The following is a 16,523-nucleotide window of genomic DNA, read 5'->3' as shown; positions in this document are numbered from 1 at the left end:
CATCTGCGTGTAAGCATAGAACGGCATCTTTAACGGCGGGTAATCTGAAGGTTAAAACGCTGTAAATCCTTGTTACAGATAAAAACCTGCTATTTTTAACACCTGTTACAAATAAAATGTGTTACAATAGCCTCAGCGAGAAAAAATGGTTTTTTCTCCCGCCTTCGACGGGAAGGAGAGGTAGGGAGTGGTGGGACACCCCCAGGCTCCCGGCAGGAGGGCTAGCCGCCCTCCTGCACCTCCCGCTATTGGCGGGGAAGTGGAGAAAGGGAGTGGTGGGGGATACCCCAGTCCCCGGCAGGAGGGTTAGCCGCCTTCCTGCACCTCCCGCTGGATTGGCTGATGGCAGTGCGGAGGAAGAAGAAAAAGGGCAGAGGTCTCGCGATTGTATAGAGTAGAGAAGGAGCTGTAAGCGCATGGAATGGGCGATTGCCGTAGCCGCCTTTCTGGCATCGGCGGTAGAGTTTGTAGAAGCATTTACGATTGTGCTGGTGGTTGGTGTGACGATCAACTGGCGCAGCGCCTTGATCGGGACGCTGGCGGCAGCCGCCAGCCTGGCCGTGATCGTAGCCATCTTTGGTACCGCGTTGGTGAGATACGTCCCGATCGATGTATTGCGCCTGGTGGTTGGTATTATCCTGGTCTTATTTGGGTTAAAGTGGTTGAAGAAGGCCATCCTTCGCTACAGCGGTCTCAAGGCCCTGCACGATGAAGAGGCTATCTTTGAAGAGAACATGGCCGAGCTGCGTGCCCGTGGCGAGGTTACCACGAAGCTGCAGCCTTACGCTGTCCTGCTGGCCTTCAAATCGGTTCTGCTGGAGGGGCTGGAGGTCGCGTTCATCGTCATTACCTTTGGCAGTAACGCCGCCTCGCAGGCCTGCGTAACCCAATGCGGACTGGGTGGTATCGGCTCGGCGACCATTGGTGCCATCGTCGCTGGTCTGCTGGTCATCATCGTAGGCGCGTTGGTACGCGCACCGCTTAAGCAGGTCCCTGAGAACACCCTCAAGTTTATTGTCGGGATTATGCTTACCACCTTTGGCACTTTCTGGGCCGTCGAAGGATTCCACGTTGAGTGGCCGTTCTCCGATGCCTTCATCCTGATCCTGGCCGCCATCTACCTGCTGGCCGCCTTCGCCCTGATCAACTGGCTCAAAGGTCAGAAGCGAGCTATCAGCGCCCAGGCCAGCACGCAGAAAGTAGCATAAAGGGAAAGAGGGAAAGAGATGAACATCATCAAAGCCATCTATAATTTTATCGTCGGTGACATGGTTATTCTCATCGGCATCATCGTCACCCTGCTGATTCTGGTGCTGCTCAACACCGTCAGCGGACTGAGTGCGTTGCGAGGCGCCAGCGGCATCATCATGATTCTGGGGACGCTGATCGTATTGACGCTAACCCTCACACGCGAGGTACGCGGACACCGCGCGCGCTAGAACGGTCGCGCGTGTCCGCCGCGACGCTCCGAGCGTCGCGGATGGAGGCGCTTACGCGCATCCTCGGAGGATGGGTCCTGTGACTCATCCTCCTCCTGCTGGAGGAAGACCTTCTCCTCAAACTCCTCCAGCAGCTTCTCGCAGCGCTCAATGCTGCGCAGTGCGTCATCACGGCGGGCCGCCCCGAACAGATCGCGCTCCACCACTCGGTCATACCAGCGGCGAATCTTATCCAGATCCTGGCGAATCTCCTCGGCCTCCGCGTACGTAAAGTTCTGGCGGTAGGTCTCGAACTCGATTTCCTTACTGAAATTGACCTCGCAATCCTCAATGATCTCATCATATTGCAGGTTGCTCTGCGTAATAAAGCCATTGACGATCTTGGAATCCTCCACCTCTGGCAGCTCGTGGAGGGGGAGCAGATGGTACGTACCTCCAAGCTCGGTGATGCGCTCGGTGATCTTCTGCAGGGCCGCCACCAGGGTATCGGTGGCCGGCAGGATGCAGACGCTCTGTTGCAGATAGAGGGCCCCGATCTTCTTCAGCTCGCGCCAGACGCTGACCCGTGCCGCCGAAGGCTGGCTTGGCACCTGGTAAATCAAGAGCATATATTGATGCTGGTCCATGTCACCACTCATAATTTCTATTAGGATGCTCCACACGCCGTGTCGGCTGGATCTTTTATCATCGTCACTCTGTTATCCACCCTCATTGTATCATAGCTGGATGAGCTGCTGCGTCGGCGTACGTCCTTGACACTTCCCACGGCTAAAGCCAGTGGCTTTACGGCGCGGTTTGGTAAGGAACGTGATACTATCTATGTGGCAAGGTTTCAGACATGACCACCTGGGCCAACACGCCAGAAAGGAATGTTACTCCACCAATCACGCCGATCGCCCAGGTTACGCCCAACAGGTCTGCGAGTATCCCTGCCAGCAGCGCTCCGATGACGTATCCGTTATCGCGCCAGAGTCGGTAGACGCCCACCGAAGAGGCCCTCCACTGTGGGTGAGCTACATCCGAGATGGCGGCCAGCAGTGTTGGATAGACCAGGGCGGTTCCCAGCCCAAGTAACACCATTGTGACGCTCCACCACCCAAAGCCATGCACCAGCGGGAGCAGACCGATAGCTATCCCCTGGAGCATCATGCCTCCGACGATCATGCCTTTGCGTCCCAGGCGATCTGAGAGTGCACCCGTCACCAACTGCGCTATGCCCCAGACACCCGGATAGATACCGGCAAGCAGGCCAATATGCGTGATATCCAGTCCACCTGCTGCAAAGAACAGCGGGAAGAGTCCCCAGGCAAGGCCATCATTCATGTTGTTTACCAACCCTGCCTGGCTTACTCCGAAGAGTGTCTGGTTCTTCCAGGAGGTGAGCAGGAAAATGTCTTTGAATGAGAGCTGATCAGCGGAACTGTTGGTGGTTTGCTGCGCTCCCATATCTGTGTGTCTTGTAGCCTGTGCCAGCAGCGTAGCTTCCTGACGTGCATAGTCGTGTGATTCACGCACAAGTGTGAGTGAGAGCAGCAGGCCTGCCAGGGCGAACGCGATCCCTGGTAGGAAGGGCTGGGGTCGCAGTGTATAGGTCGCGGCAAGATAACCAGCAACAATGGTTGAGAGCGAAACCGCACCGTACCCAGCCGCTTCGTTGAGTCCCATAGCCAGTCCTCGTCGTGCTGGCCCCACCAGGTCAATCTTCATAATGACAGTGGTGGACCAGCACAGGCCCTGGTTGATACCCAGGAGCAGGTTGGCAACGATAATCCATCCCCAGGACGGAGCGAAGATGATGAGCAACGGCACTGGTAGCCCGATGAGCCAGCCACTTATCAGGACTCCCTTGCGACCAATGCGATCACTCAGCCTACCCGCGAAAAGGTTCGCCAGTGCTTTGACGATACCAAAGCTCAGAATAAAGGAGAGCACCGCTGTTGTGGACGCCAGACCGAATGCGTGCTGACCCAGGAGGGGCACGATACTGCGTTCGAGCCCTACCATGCCGCCAACGAAGGCATTGACGATTATCAGCAGGGTGAATTGCCGCCAGTTGGCGCGTAAGCCAGGTTGGGCCACCTTTGATGGAGGTGATGACGGAGCATCAGAAGGTGGCAGAGTAATGTTATCTTTCTTCATGTTGGTCAAATTCTTAGGATTTTGTGATCGGATAGCCGGATCGGCTCCAGTGCATCATCCCACCCGACAGGTTATGGACTTTGTATCCGGCCCGGTGGAGTATCTGTGATGCTGCCATACTGCGATTGCCGCTTCGGCACACAACCACCAGTTCTTTGCTCGGATCAAGCTGAGATAGCTGCTGTGGTAGCGTACCCAGTGGCATATGAACTGCGCCAGGGATATGTCCCTCTTGCCACTCGGATGGCTCACGTACATCCAGGACGATAGCACCAGCCTGTTGCTTTTCTCTGGCCTGTTCAGGCTGAATGCCTGGAATATCGGATCGATCGAACAGATGAAACATCACTTTCCCTTTCTTCAATGTGGAACACGTATCGTATTTCTTCTCGCCTCTTCCTCATATTGCTTTATTGTTAGAGATAGTGCCATGCCAGTGGGATATTGATGGCCAGGACAATGGCAGACAGCGCCAGCACAAACACGGCAAATATCTGGCTCAGTCGTTGCGCCGGAAGCTTTTTCGTGATACTGGTCCCGGCCAGCAATCCTACCAGGCCGGCTGCTGAGAAGAGTCCGATTTCCAACCAGGGTAGTGGACCACCGTTCAGGTGTCCAAGCAGACCTGATGTACTGTTGATCGCAATAACCAGGAGCGAGGAGCCGACAGCATCCGGCATACTCATGCCGAGAAAGAGGACCAGTGCCGGGACCAGTAAAAAACCACCACCGACGCCGAGAAATCCGGTGAGAAAACCGACACCGGTGCCCCCAATCAGGACCATCCACCAGGATTGGCGTTTCCCTTCCTGTATCGGTTTCTTTGGACGTAGCATCATCAAGGCAATGACCAGCATCAAGATGCCAAAGAGGATGAGCAGTACCGGCCCCGGAAGGAACGACGAGATGCGTGCACCAATATAGGAGGCAACCAGTCCATAAACCCCAAATAGCAGCGATTCCTTTATCCGCACATGGCCAGCCCGATAATGGAAGATCATGCCGAACAGGGCATTCAGGCCCACAATGACCAGGGAGGCTGTGACCGCTGTGTGTATCTTCATGTGGATGATGTACACCAGGATCGGGATGGTGAGAATAGAACCTCCTCCTCCCAGTGCGCCGAGCGCCAGTCCGATCAAAGCTCCTAGCAAGACTATCAATACGAATGATAATGGATCCATAGTTCTTTTTTTCTTCTTCCTCTTCTGTGCTTCTCTGGAGAGCACGGAGGCCGCAGGAGGTCCTGTGACCTCGCGTTTCCCTGGCGGGAGCGCGCATGCTAATGCGTGCCCACCAGGCGCTCTTTTTCTATGGGCAGTCCGGCTTTCTCCCAGGCCGCGAAGCCATCGTTCATGTTGATATGCTGCTTGAAACCGTGCGCGGCCAGAATGCTAGCGGCGATCGCGGAGCGAGCTCCGGCCTGGCAGTGCACAACAACATCCTGACCTGCCGGTATCTCCGGGAACTGTTGTTCAAGATACCCTACGGGGATATTGATGGCGCCATGGATATGTCCTTCGTGGTATTCGCTGGCTCCACGTACGTCAATGACCGGTAGATCTCCTTGCTCGATACGCTGGCGCAGCTCGACCGCACCCATGGCCCGCAGGTGTTCCAGCGGCAGCCCTGCCTCTTTCCATTGCTGGATGACTTCGGTGGGCAGATAGCTTGCGAACTGGTCCAATCCGATCAACTGCAGGAGCTGTTGCGTTTGCTGTACCTCAGTTTGATCAACAATCAGTACAAACGGATGCTCATAGGAGAGCAGCCAGCCGGCCCAGGTAAGGAATGAGCCGTTGAGAGGGATATTGATGGTCCCGGGGATATATTCGTCAGCGTACCTGTTAGCGGGACGTGTATCGACCACGCGTCGCTTGTCGTCCAGCTGACGCTGGAGTTGTTCCAGGGTCTCCTGTGGTGGCAACGCTTGCTCACCCAGTATGGCCGGACCGACTGTATTGATGCGTTTCATCTGGGCAAAGTAGGTGGGGGGTTCCGGTTGCCCCTCCAGCACCGCCTGCACAAATGCCGTTTCATCCGTGGTGGTAAAGGCCCAGTTGAAGCGACGCTCATAGCCAATCGTGGTCTGTGGGATCGCGCCCAGGGCACGACCACAGGCGCTTCCGGCGCCATGGCCAGGCCAGATCTGCAGGTACTCAGGCAGTTCACGTGCCATCTGCAGTGAACGGAACAGCTGACGCGCGCCCTGCTCCATCGTCCCCTGCACGCCGGCCGCCCGTTCTAAGAGGTCAGGACGACCCACGTCCCCAACAAAGATGAAATCACCGGTGAAGAGGCCGATCGGCTCATTGGCGGAGGCGGTATCGGTAATCATGAAGGACAGGTGTTCCGGTGTGTGTCCGGGTGTATGCAGGGCTTGAACCAGGATATTGCCGATGTGAAAGGTATCGCGATCCTTCAGCAAGATCGCTCCAGCCCCCGCCGCGTAAGCATATTTCCACTCGGCGGGTCCCATATCAGACAGATAGAGCTGTGCTCCAGTGCGCTGTGCCAGTTCGCGTGAGCCCGAGACGAAATCGGCATGAATATGCGTCTCGGTCACGGCGGTGATGCGCAGTCCCTTCGCCTGCGCGAACTCGATGTATTGATCCAGGGAACGATTGGGATCAATCACCAGTGCCTCACCGATTGCCTGGCAGCCAACGAGATAGCTGGCCTGGGCGAGTGGCTCATGGTAGAAACTATGTAAGAGCATCGTTGTCTCCTTTCTTACGCAAACGTTGCGTTATTCAGCGGCACGTAGCTGCTGGATGACATCGCGTATGTCACAGCTGACGGTCTGGTTATAGGGAAGTTTACTGAGCAGCATCGCCATGCCGCAGGTGTCGGTCAGGGCAGAATAGGTTAACCCACCACCCACGAATGCAGCCAGCCAGGCCAGTGGTTTCCAGAGGAAGAGCGAGCCCAGCACGCTGAGCAGGACCAGCGAGCCAGCGACGCCGCGTACCTGGCGCTCCATGCTCCAGATCTGCCTGCCCTGATTGACTGGCTGCCGGGCCTGTCGCCAGGCACTGATGCCCCCTTGGAGCACGTGAAACTGTTCCAGGCCAGTCGTATCAAAGACTTTGGCCGCCTGTTCGGCGCGTGCTCCACTGCGGCAGACAAGGACGATCGGCGCCTGAAGCGCGTTTGCCAGCTCTGTTTTATGTTCAGGAAGCTGGTCCAGAGGGACGTTATAGCTTCTGGGGATATGCATTGATTGGTATTCTGCGGGGGTGCGGACATCGATGATTTTGATATCCCGCTCCGCCTTCAACTGCTCTTCTAACTCGTGCACATCAATCGTGCGTCCGAATTTTTTCTTCTCCAATGCCATGTGTTCGTTCTCCAAATGTTCTCTTATCGTGGTATGAATAATGAGGCCGCATTGCGATCTCTTGTCTTAGTCAAAATCGAACGTGCTCATCAATAAGATGGGGCTCTTGTTCCGTTCTTCTTGCTTTGATGCAGGCGACCAATGATTGGTTACATCGCTCCGCCATCAGTACAGAGGGGCGCGTTCCTGCTCTATCTTTTCTGATGCAGGTTCCTGGCCTGTGGTTACATCTGTATATTGAAAGTTGAGAACGTACGATTGTTCTCCCTCGTATTCCTTGCTACGACTTTGATGAACCAGCATCAAAGCAGGTGACAGGGGGAGTGGTGAAAGGGGGCCTCACGCTTGGTAGGGAGGGGGCCATTTTCTATGAGCGCTGCCGTCTTCTGATCGCGGTGATACTATTCCAGGTCGTTATGGAACCTATAAGATATATGACTTTTCATCATGGCGGAGATGAGATATTCTTATAGTAAGCCGCAACCAATACACGTACGATTGGTTATTTACCGAAAAGATGAAGAAGAGAGCACAGCATAGAGGAGTGGTTATGGAGAAGCCCTGGGACATCGAGCTGGAGGTCTATAAAAATGAAGAGGAGTTGCTGGAGGGTTTGCGCCGCAACGAGAAGATGGCGTGTACCTGTATGCTCAAGCGGTTCGCGCATCGACTCTATCTGCTGGCTCGTCGCTTGGTGAATAATGATGCCGATGCTGAAGAGATTCTGCAGGAAAGTTTTATCCAGGCGTGCCGCCATATCGGAAGCTTTGAAGGGAAAAGTAGCCTCCACACCTGGCTGTATCGCATCGTGACGAATGCTGCCTTCATGAAGCAGCGCCGCCACCAGCTAGAAACGCTCCCCTTTCCCGTTGGAAGCGATGGTGAACCTGCCGACCACGTGCTAACATTGGTTGATGAAGAGCATACTCCTGATGAGGAGATGCTTCAGCAAGAGATCCGGAGCGCGATTCGTGAGGCACTGATTCAATTACCCGATTCGTTGCGCGAAGCGTTTATTCTGCGCCATGTTGAGGGGCTCAGTACCAGGGCTGCTGCGGAGAAATTAGGCATCGCGGAATCTGCCTTGAAGGTTCGCCTCTACCGTGCGCGTCAGACGCTGCAAACTCTCCTCGAAACCTATCGCTAACCGCCCTTTATCCTGTTGTGGGCTCGCTCATTCCTTTTCCCGCATCTCCTCCGGAGGCGGCAATTGACGAAAGAAGAAGTAGAAGAGCAGTGAATTGATGCCCTGCAGCACTGCCCCGATCTCAAACGGCAGCGAGAGCGCGATATGATCAAAGAGATATCCTGCCAGGGTAGGAATCGCTGCAGAGGCGACCTGTGAAGGGAGATTTGAGAGTGCGCCAACGGTGCCACGTTCCTTCACACGCTCCCATAACCGCTGAGGCAAGCGCCACGACAGTGAACAGAATGCCGAGCATGAAGCCAGTGTACCCGATGAGTGCGAGATAGATTGGTACAATAATACCCACGAATGCACGTAACGCGCTCATACACACCGTGCGCTCAGCAACAAGCCCATATCACGCGTCATCCACGTGGGCCAGATGGCACCACGTATACCGCGTAATCGTGAATTTCTCTGCTGTCCATCTGAAGGTGCTTCGTCACGGCCTCCATGCATCTGCTCATACGTGTTAGCTAACGGCCTTGGATCCTCATGATCGCTCCCTACCATCGATTGGTACACTCCCCCCAGGTACGGCTATAATGATGTTCCCTACAGCATTGTAGGATCGTGAGATAATCTCGTCAACTATCTCTGGCTGGGAATGTGCTAAACGTGGACATGAACGCGATAAAACATTCGGCTGAGGAGGTAGACCCAACCTACAGGGTGTGGTGGGGAGAGGGATAGGGAGTGTTAGGATAATGATTGTGCCCCTATCCCTGCGCATTCATTCGTTATCAAATGGTGGGGGGGTGTAGCCTGCACCATAAGGAGCATCAGGCCGGTCAAATTCGCCCATGAATGCACGGCGAAGCGGTGTGGTGCGCTGCAAAAATGCAGGGTCATTGTGCAAACGATCAGAGCTTCTTACCCAGGGAGGACTATAGATCATATGCATGGTATAGCGATCATAGTCGCCATCGTGGGCATAGGTGCGATGCCATACCGCATTATGGAAAATCAGCACAGAGCCTGCCGTAGCGCAAATAACGTGGCCGATCGGCACCGCTCTCGCTTCTTCGCTTTCACCTCTGCGCACGCCTTCTGGCAGGCCTACCAGGCTGCGATGGCTCCCGGGAATGAGCTCCATATTCCCCATTCGTGGGCGCGTCTGATCATTGAGCAAGAAGGAGGCACGCAGTTGCAGTAACGGAATAGGGTGGCCGAGCTTTTTAAAGTCATAGGCGCCAGAGCCGTCTTGATGCCATCCCCCCATTGGGCCGTGCGCAGGCTGTTTGGTATTCCAACCTGCCTGCAAAATGAAACGATCACCGTAGAGGCCTCTGATCTTTGGCAACACGGCCGGGTGGTCAATCAAGTGCTCTAAGGCTGGTTCCGTTTCATATCCACGCCCAATCTGGCCAAAGGCTGGTGTACCCGCCGCCTCGTGCAGGCGCTTTGAGGCGGCGAGGCATGCAGCCACTTCATCCTCTGACAGAACATCGGGGATAATAAAATAGCCCCAGGATTCGAAGATAAACCGATCAAGTTCGGTCAGGTGTCCGGGTTGGATGACTGGATTCAACATAGATCATCGTTCCTTTCTCAGATCGCTACTCACCTTTCAAACCAACACCCTGTACCCCTGTGAGCGGTCAACGCGCTCTTATTACGTATTGCGGAAGCAGAGTGACAATTGGCGGACTGATCATCGAGGCGTCTATCGTAGACGGAAACGGGAGATGGCGCATGAACAGTTCTTTATCTCGCATTGTCTTATCAGCTCCCTGCGTGTTCACCGCTCCAGCAGCGTCCTTCAGCGTCAGTGCTCCAGTAGAGACGTGAAGCGAAGGGGCAGGTTTGAGCGTGGAGCGTCGTTCTGCTCCACGTGCGGCATAGGCCATATAGTCCTCTTTCAACAAAAAATACGTGTCACATCCATACAACGAGGGCAACGCCGATTATTTCTCCACCATTTTCGTGCTATGCTGGCTGGCTGTGCTTTTTTTATGGAGGTAGGAGAGAAGGGACCATCATAAAACCGGGTCAGGGACATAGCCGCCTGTTTGACGCAAATATATCTGCTCAGTGAGGCGTGTGCAACGAGTGTCCATGCACGAATAATTGGTTAACGATCATCAATGTGATCGTTTTTGATTGCGAGTAGTGGAAAAAGTGGCGAAAATGCCGATCTTTAGCGTATGGTCTGATCGAATGTGTGCGAAAGCCTTGACAAGGGAGAATTTCAATGGTAAATTCAGGAGCAAGTAATCAATATATTGTTTATTTGCGAACGAATTTGATTAATCATGACTTGGCTTTTGGGTATTGCAATGGGGCAACCATATCCAGTTGAGCTACAGGCTTGCTTGACGAGAAGTTTGTTCTGTCCGCTATTTATTCTGCCAGGGACCTATCCCTTGAGCGAAGTCATGCCGCACGCCACCTTACGATGACCCTCTTATTGCTGTAGACCGCCTTAACAACACGAGCGACACGCGTTAAGCGGTACTGTTGGTATCCAACCTATCAAAGGTTGAAGGAGAGAGTATATCATGAAGAAACTCTTTTCTCTGGTCTGCATATTCATGCTGGCCACCATCGTTTTAAGTGCCTGTGGTGGAAGTGGTGGTGCATCTTCCTCTGATCAGAATGTCACGCTCAAGTATAGCATCTGGGATAAGAACCAGGTGCCCGCTCTCCAACAGATCATCAATACGTTTGAGAAGACGCATCCCAAGATCAAAGTCGCCATCGAAGTCACCCCATTTGCTCAATACTGGACGAAGCTACAGACAGCAGCATCTGGTGGTAGTCTGGCCGACGTTTTGTGGATGAATGGTCCCAATTTCCAGAAGTATGCCTCAAATGGCATTATTTCTCCTATCGACAGTCAGATCAGTGCTGATAAAGTGAACCTGAACAATTATCCTTCTGCGCTGGTCAACCTGTATACCTATCAGGGCAAACATTATGCGCTGCCAAAGGATTTTGATACCGTGGGACTATGGTACAACAAGGCGCTTTTTGATGCAGCCGGTGTCAAATATCCCGACGATACCTGGACCTGGCAGACATTGCAGGATACGGCGAAAAAGCTGACGAATCCCGCCAAAGGCATCTGGGGGATCGCCGCTCCGGTTTCCGACCAGGAGGGGTTCTACGATACCATTCCCCAAAATGGAGGATTTGTGATTTCTCCTGATAAGAAGACATCGGGCTTTGATAATCCAGCCACCATTGGCGGTTTAAAGTTCTGGACCGATCTCATTCAGGCCAAAGACTCGCCGACGCAAGCCCAGATGACCGATACCGTTCCCCTCACATTATTTGAATCGGGAAAGATCGCCATGATGTATGGTGGTTCCTGGGATGCCGTCGAGTTCCATTCGAACAGCTACACGAAAGATAAAGTTGCCGCCACCGTCCTGCCCAAGGGGAAGGTACGTGCAACCGTTATTCATGGTCTGGGCAACGTGATTTCTGCCAATACCCAGTATCCTCAGCAGGCCTGGGAGTTTGTGAACTATCTGGGTTCCAAAGAAGCGGCCGATACTTTTGCGAAGACGGGAACGGTTATTCCTGCCTACAAAGGGACTCAGGACCAGTGGGTGAACGCGTATCCCCCCTACCATCTCCAATCCTTCATTGATGAATTGGCCTATGCCGTTCCCTATCCTGTTTCCCAAAATACCCAGGCCTGGGTTGACACGCAAAACAAAGTGTTGACTCAGGTATGGTCAGGGCAACTCAGCCTGGATAGTGGTGCAAAACAACTGGCCACGCAGATGAACCAGGATCTCGTCAAAGAGAAATAGGTCGACGGCGTATCGTTGTGCTCACTGGCAGCATTGCCAGTGAGCGAGCCTATCCACAACTGACGGAGGTGGCATTTGGGAATGACAAGAACAGGAGAGGCGCAGAGAACAGAGGCTATCCCGCCAATGGTGAGGAAGCGATCCACGCGTAGGCTCTGGTTGAGAGATGCCCTGTGGGCCTATGCGATGATTGCCCCGATGATGATCGGCTTGCTCATCTTTTACATCTGGCCGGTGTTCCAAACCTTCTTCTTTAGCTTTACGCAATGGGGAGCCTTTGGCAAATATACTCTGAACGGCTTGACGAATTATCAAAGCATGCTCAGTGATCCAGAGCTCGGTGGTGCCTTACGCAATACCCTGATTTATACAGTGCTCTCCGTTGGTGGAGGAATCGTCGTCTCGCTGTTTTTTGCAACCTTGCTCAACCAGAAGATTCGTGGTGTGGGTGTCTATCGCACGCTCTACTTCCTGCCAGTGGTGACTATACCAGCGGCGATTGCGATCATCTGGCAATGGCTCTATAACGGCGATTATGGCTTGATCAACTTTCTCTTGAGCCTGGTTCATATCCACGGCTTGAGCTGGTTAACGAATCCAGCGACAGCACTCTATGCTATCATCATGGTTGCCATCTGGGGCGCCGTTGGCAACAACATGGTGCTCTTTCTGGCGGGATTGCAAGGTATCTCCAGCACATATACAGAAGCCGCCGCCATTGATGGAGCTGGCCCGATCAACAAGTTTTTCCACATTACTCTGCCCTTGTTGTCCCCCACGATATTCTTTGTGACCGTCACATCGTTGATCAATGCATTTCAGGTGTTTGATCTGATCTTTCTGATGTTGGGGCAGAATAGCCCCGCTCTGCCGTCAGGTGAAACTGTTGTATACCTGTATTACGAGCATGCCTTTATTGACAATGACAAGGGGTATGCATCGGCCATTGCGGTATTTCTCTTTGTGATCATCCTGGTGGTAACGATTGTCCAGTTGCGATTACAAAAACGCTGGGTGCATTATGATTAGTTACCCCTTCCACAGAGAGTTCACACGAGGAGGCGCTCAATGATTGGACGCACAACGATAGAAAAGACTACCGGGAAAGGGAAGCCGTACTGGATTGTGCACGTGATTCTGATTATCGGGGCGGCGTTTTTTGTCGTGCCGTTTCTCTGGATGGTTCTGACTTCCCTGAAGACGCTCACGGAAGCGATGCACGTGCCGTTGATATTCTTTCCTGCACAGGCTCAGTGGGGAAATTATACGAATGCGATCTCCACGTTACCTTTTCTAACGTTTTATAAGAATACATTTCTCATGGCGTTGGGGCGTACGCTGGGGCAACTGGTTTTCTGTTCTCTGGCGGCGTATGCGTTTGCTCGTATTGAGTTTCCCGGACGTAACATTCTGTTTATCCTCATGCTCTCAGTCCTGATGGTACCCAGTTATGTCTTTCTGGTGCCGCAATATCTGATCATGAAAGATTTGCACTGGCTCAATTCGATACAGGCGCTTATCGTACCCGGCCTGTTCAGCTCTTTTGGGACATTTTTATTGCGCCAGTTTTTTATGAGTCTGCCCAGGGAACTTGATGAATCGGCGCGCCTGGATGGTGCCAATCATTTGCAAATCTACTGGCATATTATTCTACCGCTGGCGAAGTCTGCCCTGATCGCGTTGGCAATTCTAACCGTGCTATGGTCCTGGAATGATCTGATCTGGCCGCTGGTTGTGAATGATTCAACGGATAAGATGACATTGACTGTCGGACTGGCTTCTTTACAGGGGGAACACGGTACGGATTTTCCGGTTCTGATGGCCGGGGCGGTACTTGCATCGTGGCCGATGTTGGTGATGTTTATCATTTTTCAAAAGAACTTTATCGAAGGCATTGCGATCACTGGAACAAAAGGATAAGGATATGATCACAGGGGAATACGAGTCGCATACATTGCGTGAGATTCTGACGCAATCAGCAGCGTGGCAAGCGGCGTTAGAGGTTGTGGAGTCGAAAAGGGACACCATCCAGGCGTACTGGAGGGCAGATCAGTACTCCGATATCGTGGTGACTGGTTGCGGTTCAACGTATTATCTCTCACAAGCTGTTGCTCCCCTTCTGCAAAAACAACTGGGTGTGCGCGCTCGTGCGGTACCAGCCTCAGAATTGCTATTCTTTCCAGAAACCGTTGTGGTGCCTGGAAGTCATCCGATGTTGCTGGCTATTTCTCGCTCGGGGCATACGACAGAGACAATCCGCGCCACGCAGGCATTTAAGCGGCAGCATCGGGGACCTGTGATCACCATTGGCTGTTATCCTGAGGCGGAACTGGTGGGTCTGAGCGACCTGGCTCTGGTGATCCATGAGGGGCAGGAGCAGAGCGTTGTGCAGACCCGCTCTTTTAGCGCCATGCTGCTGGCTGCTCAGGCCGCAACTGCGCTGGAAGATGCGTCACTCTTTGAGCGTATGCGAGCACTACCGGATCTCGGTGAGCAGTTGATTGCCACCTATCACGATCTGGTCAAGCGTCTGGGAGAAGACAGGCACATCAACCGCTTTTATTTCCTGGGCTCAGGTTTGCAATACGGATTGGCCTCAGAAATAAACTTGAAGATGAAGGAGATGTCCCTCTCTATCTCAGAAGCGTTCCATTTTATGGAGTTCCGGCATGGGCCGATGTCGATGGTGAACGAGCAGACATTAGTCGTGGGCCTGTTGTCTGACACCGCACGGGACTATGAGCTTGCCGTCCTGCGCCAGATGCGCGCGCTTGGTGCCCAAACACTTGCCCTTTCCGAGCAGGATGTGTCCGCGGCGGAGGTGAATCAGGCGATTGTCTTCAACTCGGGGCTGCCAGAAGAGAATCGAGGCGTGCTCTATCTCCCGCTCCTGCAGTTGATGGGATACTACAGGGCGCGGGCAAATGGCCAGACGCCTGATGCTCCGCATAACCTGACGGCCGTTGTGGTGCTCGACGGGGCGAAATAACGTGAGCCTTACCCTTTGCCAGCGATTCAATCGGATTCGGTGATCTTGTTGAACTGTGGTTTGTCGCGTGGTCGCAGGAGTCCGAGCACGGTCACGACAGAACAGCCCAGCAAGCAGATCCAGAATAAAATCTGTAACTGGATGTTTATCGTCGCATTCGCCCTGTTCTGCGCTCCCATGGATCCGACCAGCAGTGTCGCAAGCCCGATGCCAGCAATCTGACCGAGGTAGCGAATCATCGCAAGTAAGCTGCTGGCCAGGCTGATTTTCGCATCGGGCGCGGCACTCATAATTTCCGCGTTATTCGTCGTCTGGAAAAGTCCGATACCGACTCCGAACAGGGCGAGTTGGAGGCTTATGTCGAGCGCAGACACGTGATGGGCGCACGCCACAAACAACATGGATGCGGCGCAGAATAGAGGCCCGATGGTAATGGGGAAAAAGCCTCCATATCTATCACGGAACCATCCTGCGAAGGGAGCGACAACCCCCATCAGCAGCGGCTGCAGGATCAGAAGCAGACCGGTAACCCACGGTGCAAAGCCCAGTCGTCCCTGCAGGTAGAAGGTAATCGGGATCATTGTGGCAGTCTGGGAAACATTGATGAAGAAGGAACCGGCGTTGCCGAGCACTATTTTAGGTTGGCGCAACAATTCGTGGTCCAGGATGCCGTAGGTGATACGCCGCTCGTAGAGCCAGAGAGCTACCAACAATGCTATTCCCACCCCACCCACAAAGGGCATCGCTGGTGTAAATCCTCCACCCTTTGCGTTGGTCTCCGTCGCAAAGATGAGCACGCTGGTCCCACCGGCAAGCAGAAAAGAGCCCACAATATCGAACGATGTGCGAGCATTGTTGATCTTCGCCCTGGGAAACCAGCGCAGACCGAGCAGGAAGGCTGCCAGCCCGATTGGCACATTGATCGCAAACAACCATGTCCAGTTGACGAATTCCAGCAGGAGCCCTCCAATGGCCGGTCCGGCGAGCGTTCCCGTTGAAATAACGACGGCATTTATACCAAGTGCACGCCCTCGTTCGTGATTGGGGAACACCTGGCGGAGCATTGCCTGGCTGTTGGCCATGATCATCGTTGCTCCGATGCCCTGCAGGCAGCGGGACACGAGAATGCTGATGAGCCCCTGCGATAAGGCGGTACAGAGGGAACCTATGCTAAAAAGGAGAAAGCCATAGCTATAGATTTTTCGCCGATCCCAGATGTCTGATAATTTGCCCAAAAAGGGTAATAAGGTGACCATTGTCAGCAGATATGCGGTTGCGACCCATTGAATTTGTGCCAGAGAGATAGAGAATTCTCTTGCCATTGTGGGCAGGGACACATTGATGATACCAACGTCCAGTGTTGCCATGAGCGTGCCCAGGTTAATAATGTGCAGGATGCCCCATTTTTTCGCATGGCTTGTGCCTGTGTCTGAGCTATGGGCCCGCATGAATGGGGATAACCATGATGACCACCTTTTCAACGGGATAAACAGTCCTCCGCCTTAAAGAAATATATTTGATCATTTTGGTGATTGATTCCTTTCGATTATAGGTCTGAGAACGGCTTGTTGTCAATGACGGCGTGAACACAGGAGATGACCATGATCAAAGCCTTGACAGTTGAAAATAATAATGGTAGATAGAACAATAACGATCAAATATTTGA

At 53.4% G+C, this 16,523-nt stretch carries 16 protein-coding genes; 7 read left to right on the top strand and 9 right to left on the bottom strand.

The annotated features are described in order from the left end of the window. The first annotated feature begins 416 nt into the window (after window positions 1-416). Both AABA21_RS04290 and AABA21_RS04285 read left to right on the top strand, forming a co-directional pair. Complete coding sequence (locus AABA21_RS04290; protein WP_338247754.1) at window positions 417-1,208, top strand: COG4280 domain-containing protein; 792 nt, start codon at window positions 417-419, stop codon at window positions 1,206-1,208. Window positions 1,209-1,226: 18 nt separating this feature from the next. Continuing rightward, a complete protein-coding gene (locus tag AABA21_RS04285) occupies window positions 1,227-1,439 on the top strand; it encodes a hypothetical protein (RefSeq protein WP_338247753.1) in 213 nt (70 codons plus the stop codon). Here the strand turns inward: AABA21_RS04285 and AABA21_RS04280 are convergent. The 6 genes from AABA21_RS04280 to AABA21_RS04255 all read right to left on the bottom strand — a co-directional run bounded on the left by AABA21_RS04280 (window position 1,436) and on the right by AABA21_RS04255 (window position 6,918). After that, entirely contained in the window at window positions 1,436-2,065 is a 630-nt protein-coding gene (locus tag AABA21_RS04280; protein WP_338247752.1) for a Chromate resistance protein ChrB, read from the bottom strand. The genes AABA21_RS04285 and AABA21_RS04280 overlap by 4 nt on opposite strands. Before the next feature lie 187 nt (window positions 2,066-2,252). Further along, window positions 2,253-3,578, bottom strand: a complete 1,326-nt coding sequence (locus AABA21_RS04275) for an MFS transporter (protein WP_338247751.1) — start codon at window positions 3,576-3,578, stop codon at window positions 2,253-2,255. 13 nt (window positions 3,579-3,591) lie between these two features. Then, window positions 3,592-3,924 (bottom strand): rhodanese-like domain-containing protein, encoded by a 333-nt coding sequence (locus AABA21_RS04270; RefSeq protein ID WP_338247750.1) that lies wholly within the window; start codon window positions 3,922-3,924, stop codon window positions 3,592-3,594. Between the two features lie 70 nt (window positions 3,925-3,994). Next, complete coding sequence (locus AABA21_RS04265) at window positions 3,995-4,762, bottom strand: sulfite exporter TauE/SafE family protein (RefSeq protein WP_338247749.1); 768 nt, start codon at window positions 4,760-4,762, stop codon at window positions 3,995-3,997. 98 nt (window positions 4,763-4,860) lie between these two features. Next, window positions 4,861-6,297: an MBL fold metallo-hydrolase gene (locus AABA21_RS04260; RefSeq protein WP_338247748.1), complete on the bottom strand. Its 1,437-nt coding sequence runs from the start codon at window positions 6,295-6,297 to the stop codon at window positions 4,861-4,863. 30 nt (window positions 6,298-6,327) lie between these two features. Continuing rightward, a complete protein-coding gene (locus tag AABA21_RS04255; RefSeq protein WP_338247746.1) occupies window positions 6,328-6,918 on the bottom strand; it encodes a rhodanese-like domain-containing protein in 591 nt (196 codons plus the stop codon). A 550-nt stretch (window positions 6,919-7,468) separates the two neighbouring features. Between AABA21_RS04255 and AABA21_RS04250 the strand changes: the two genes are divergently transcribed. Then, window positions 7,469-8,065, top strand: coding sequence for an RNA polymerase sigma factor (locus AABA21_RS04250; RefSeq protein ID WP_338247745.1), 597 nt, complete (start codon window positions 7,469-7,471; stop codon window positions 8,063-8,065). A gap of 27 nt (window positions 8,066-8,092) precedes the next feature. Here the strand turns inward: AABA21_RS04250 and AABA21_RS04245 are convergent, their stop codons facing one another. Beyond that, entirely contained in the window at window positions 8,093-8,305 is a 213-nt protein-coding gene (locus AABA21_RS04245) for a hypothetical protein (protein WP_338247744.1), read from the bottom strand. Between the two features lie 532 nt (window positions 8,306-8,837). After that, complete coding sequence (locus AABA21_RS04240; RefSeq protein WP_338247743.1) at window positions 8,838-9,638, bottom strand: phytanoyl-CoA dioxygenase family protein; 801 nt, start codon at window positions 9,636-9,638, stop codon at window positions 8,838-8,840. 967 nt (window positions 9,639-10,605) lie between these two features. On the opposite strand from AABA21_RS04240, the gene AABA21_RS04235 reads away from it, so the two are divergent. The 4 genes from AABA21_RS04235 (at window position 10,606) to AABA21_RS04220 (ending at window position 14,857) form a co-directional block, all read left to right on the top strand. After that, window positions 10,606-11,868 carry an ABC transporter substrate-binding protein gene (locus AABA21_RS04235; protein WP_338247742.1) on the top strand — a complete coding sequence of 421 codons (1,263 nt, stop codon included), beginning with the start codon at window positions 10,606-10,608 and terminating at the stop codon, window positions 11,866-11,868. A gap of 126 nt (window positions 11,869-11,994) precedes the next feature. After that, window positions 11,995-12,897, top strand: coding sequence for a carbohydrate ABC transporter permease (locus AABA21_RS04230; protein WP_420917129.1), 903 nt, complete (start codon window positions 11,995-11,997; stop codon window positions 12,895-12,897). Between the two features lie 39 nt (window positions 12,898-12,936). Beyond that, entirely contained in the window at window positions 12,937-13,788 is an 852-nt protein-coding gene (locus tag AABA21_RS04225) for a carbohydrate ABC transporter permease (protein ID WP_420917093.1), read from the top strand. 4 nt (window positions 13,789-13,792) lie between these two features. Further along, window positions 13,793-14,857 (top strand): SIS domain-containing protein, encoded by a 1,065-nt coding sequence (locus tag AABA21_RS04220; RefSeq protein ID WP_338247739.1) that lies wholly within the window; start codon window positions 13,793-13,795, stop codon window positions 14,855-14,857. Window positions 14,858-14,883: 26 nt separating this feature from the next. Here the strand turns inward: AABA21_RS04220 and AABA21_RS04215 are convergent, their stop codons facing one another. Beyond that, a complete protein-coding gene (locus tag AABA21_RS04215; RefSeq protein WP_338247738.1) occupies window positions 14,884-16,305 on the bottom strand; it encodes an MFS transporter in 1,422 nt (473 codons plus the stop codon). Between the last annotated feature and the right edge of the window lie 218 nt (window positions 16,306-16,523).

This window comes from Dictyobacter halimunensis, from assembly GCF_036245075.1.
The sequence above is the reverse complement of the archived record's forward strand: the minus strand, read 5'-3'. Positions and strand labels throughout refer to the sequence as shown.

Bases quoted from the DNA above. Each gene is read 5' to 3' on its own strand.
- AABA21_RS04290 (WP_338247754.1), top strand. From the start codon at position 417: ATGGAATGGGCGATTGCCGTAGCCGCCTTTCTGGCATCGGCGGTAGAG.
- AABA21_RS04285 (WP_338247753.1), top strand. From the start codon at position 1,227: ATGAACATCATCAAAGCCATCTATAATTTTATCGTCGGTGACATGGTT.
- AABA21_RS04280 (WP_338247752.1), bottom strand. From the start codon at position 2,065: ATGGACCAGCATCAATATATGCTCTTGATTTACCAGGTGCCAAGCCAG.
- AABA21_RS04275 (WP_338247751.1), bottom strand. From the start codon at position 3,578: ATGAAGAAAGATAACATTACTCTGCCACCTTCTGATGCTCCGTCATCA.
- AABA21_RS04270 (WP_338247750.1), bottom strand. From the start codon at position 3,924: ATGTTTCATCTGTTCGATCGATCCGATATTCCAGGCATTCAGCCTGAA.
- AABA21_RS04265 (WP_338247749.1), bottom strand. From the start codon at position 4,762: ATGGATCCATTATCATTCGTATTGATAGTCTTGCTAGGAGCTTTGATC.
- AABA21_RS04260 (WP_338247748.1), bottom strand. From the start codon at position 6,297: ATGCTCTTACATAGTTTCTACCATGAGCCACTCGCCCAGGCCAGCTAT.
- AABA21_RS04255 (WP_338247746.1), bottom strand. From the start codon at position 6,918: ATGGCATTGGAGAAGAAAAAATTCGGACGCACGATTGATGTGCACGAG.
- AABA21_RS04250 (WP_338247745.1), top strand. From the start codon at position 7,469: ATGGAGAAGCCCTGGGACATCGAGCTGGAGGTCTATAAAAATGAAGAG.
- AABA21_RS04240 (WP_338247743.1), bottom strand. From the start codon at position 9,638: ATGTTGAATCCAGTCATCCAACCCGGACACCTGACCGAACTTGATCGG.
- AABA21_RS04235 (WP_338247742.1), top strand. From the start codon at position 10,606: ATGAAGAAACTCTTTTCTCTGGTCTGCATATTCATGCTGGCCACCATC.
- AABA21_RS04230 (WP_420917129.1), top strand. From the start codon at position 11,995: ATGGTGAGGAAGCGATCCACGCGTAGGCTCTGGTTGAGAGATGCCCTG.
- AABA21_RS04225 (WP_420917093.1), top strand. From the start codon at position 12,937: ATGATTGGACGCACAACGATAGAAAAGACTACCGGGAAAGGGAAGCCG.
- AABA21_RS04220 (WP_338247739.1), top strand. From the start codon at position 13,793: ATGATCACAGGGGAATACGAGTCGCATACATTGCGTGAGATTCTGACG.
- AABA21_RS04215 (WP_338247738.1), bottom strand. From the start codon at position 16,305: ATGCGGGCCCATAGCTCAGACACAGGCACAAGCCATGCGAAAAAATGG.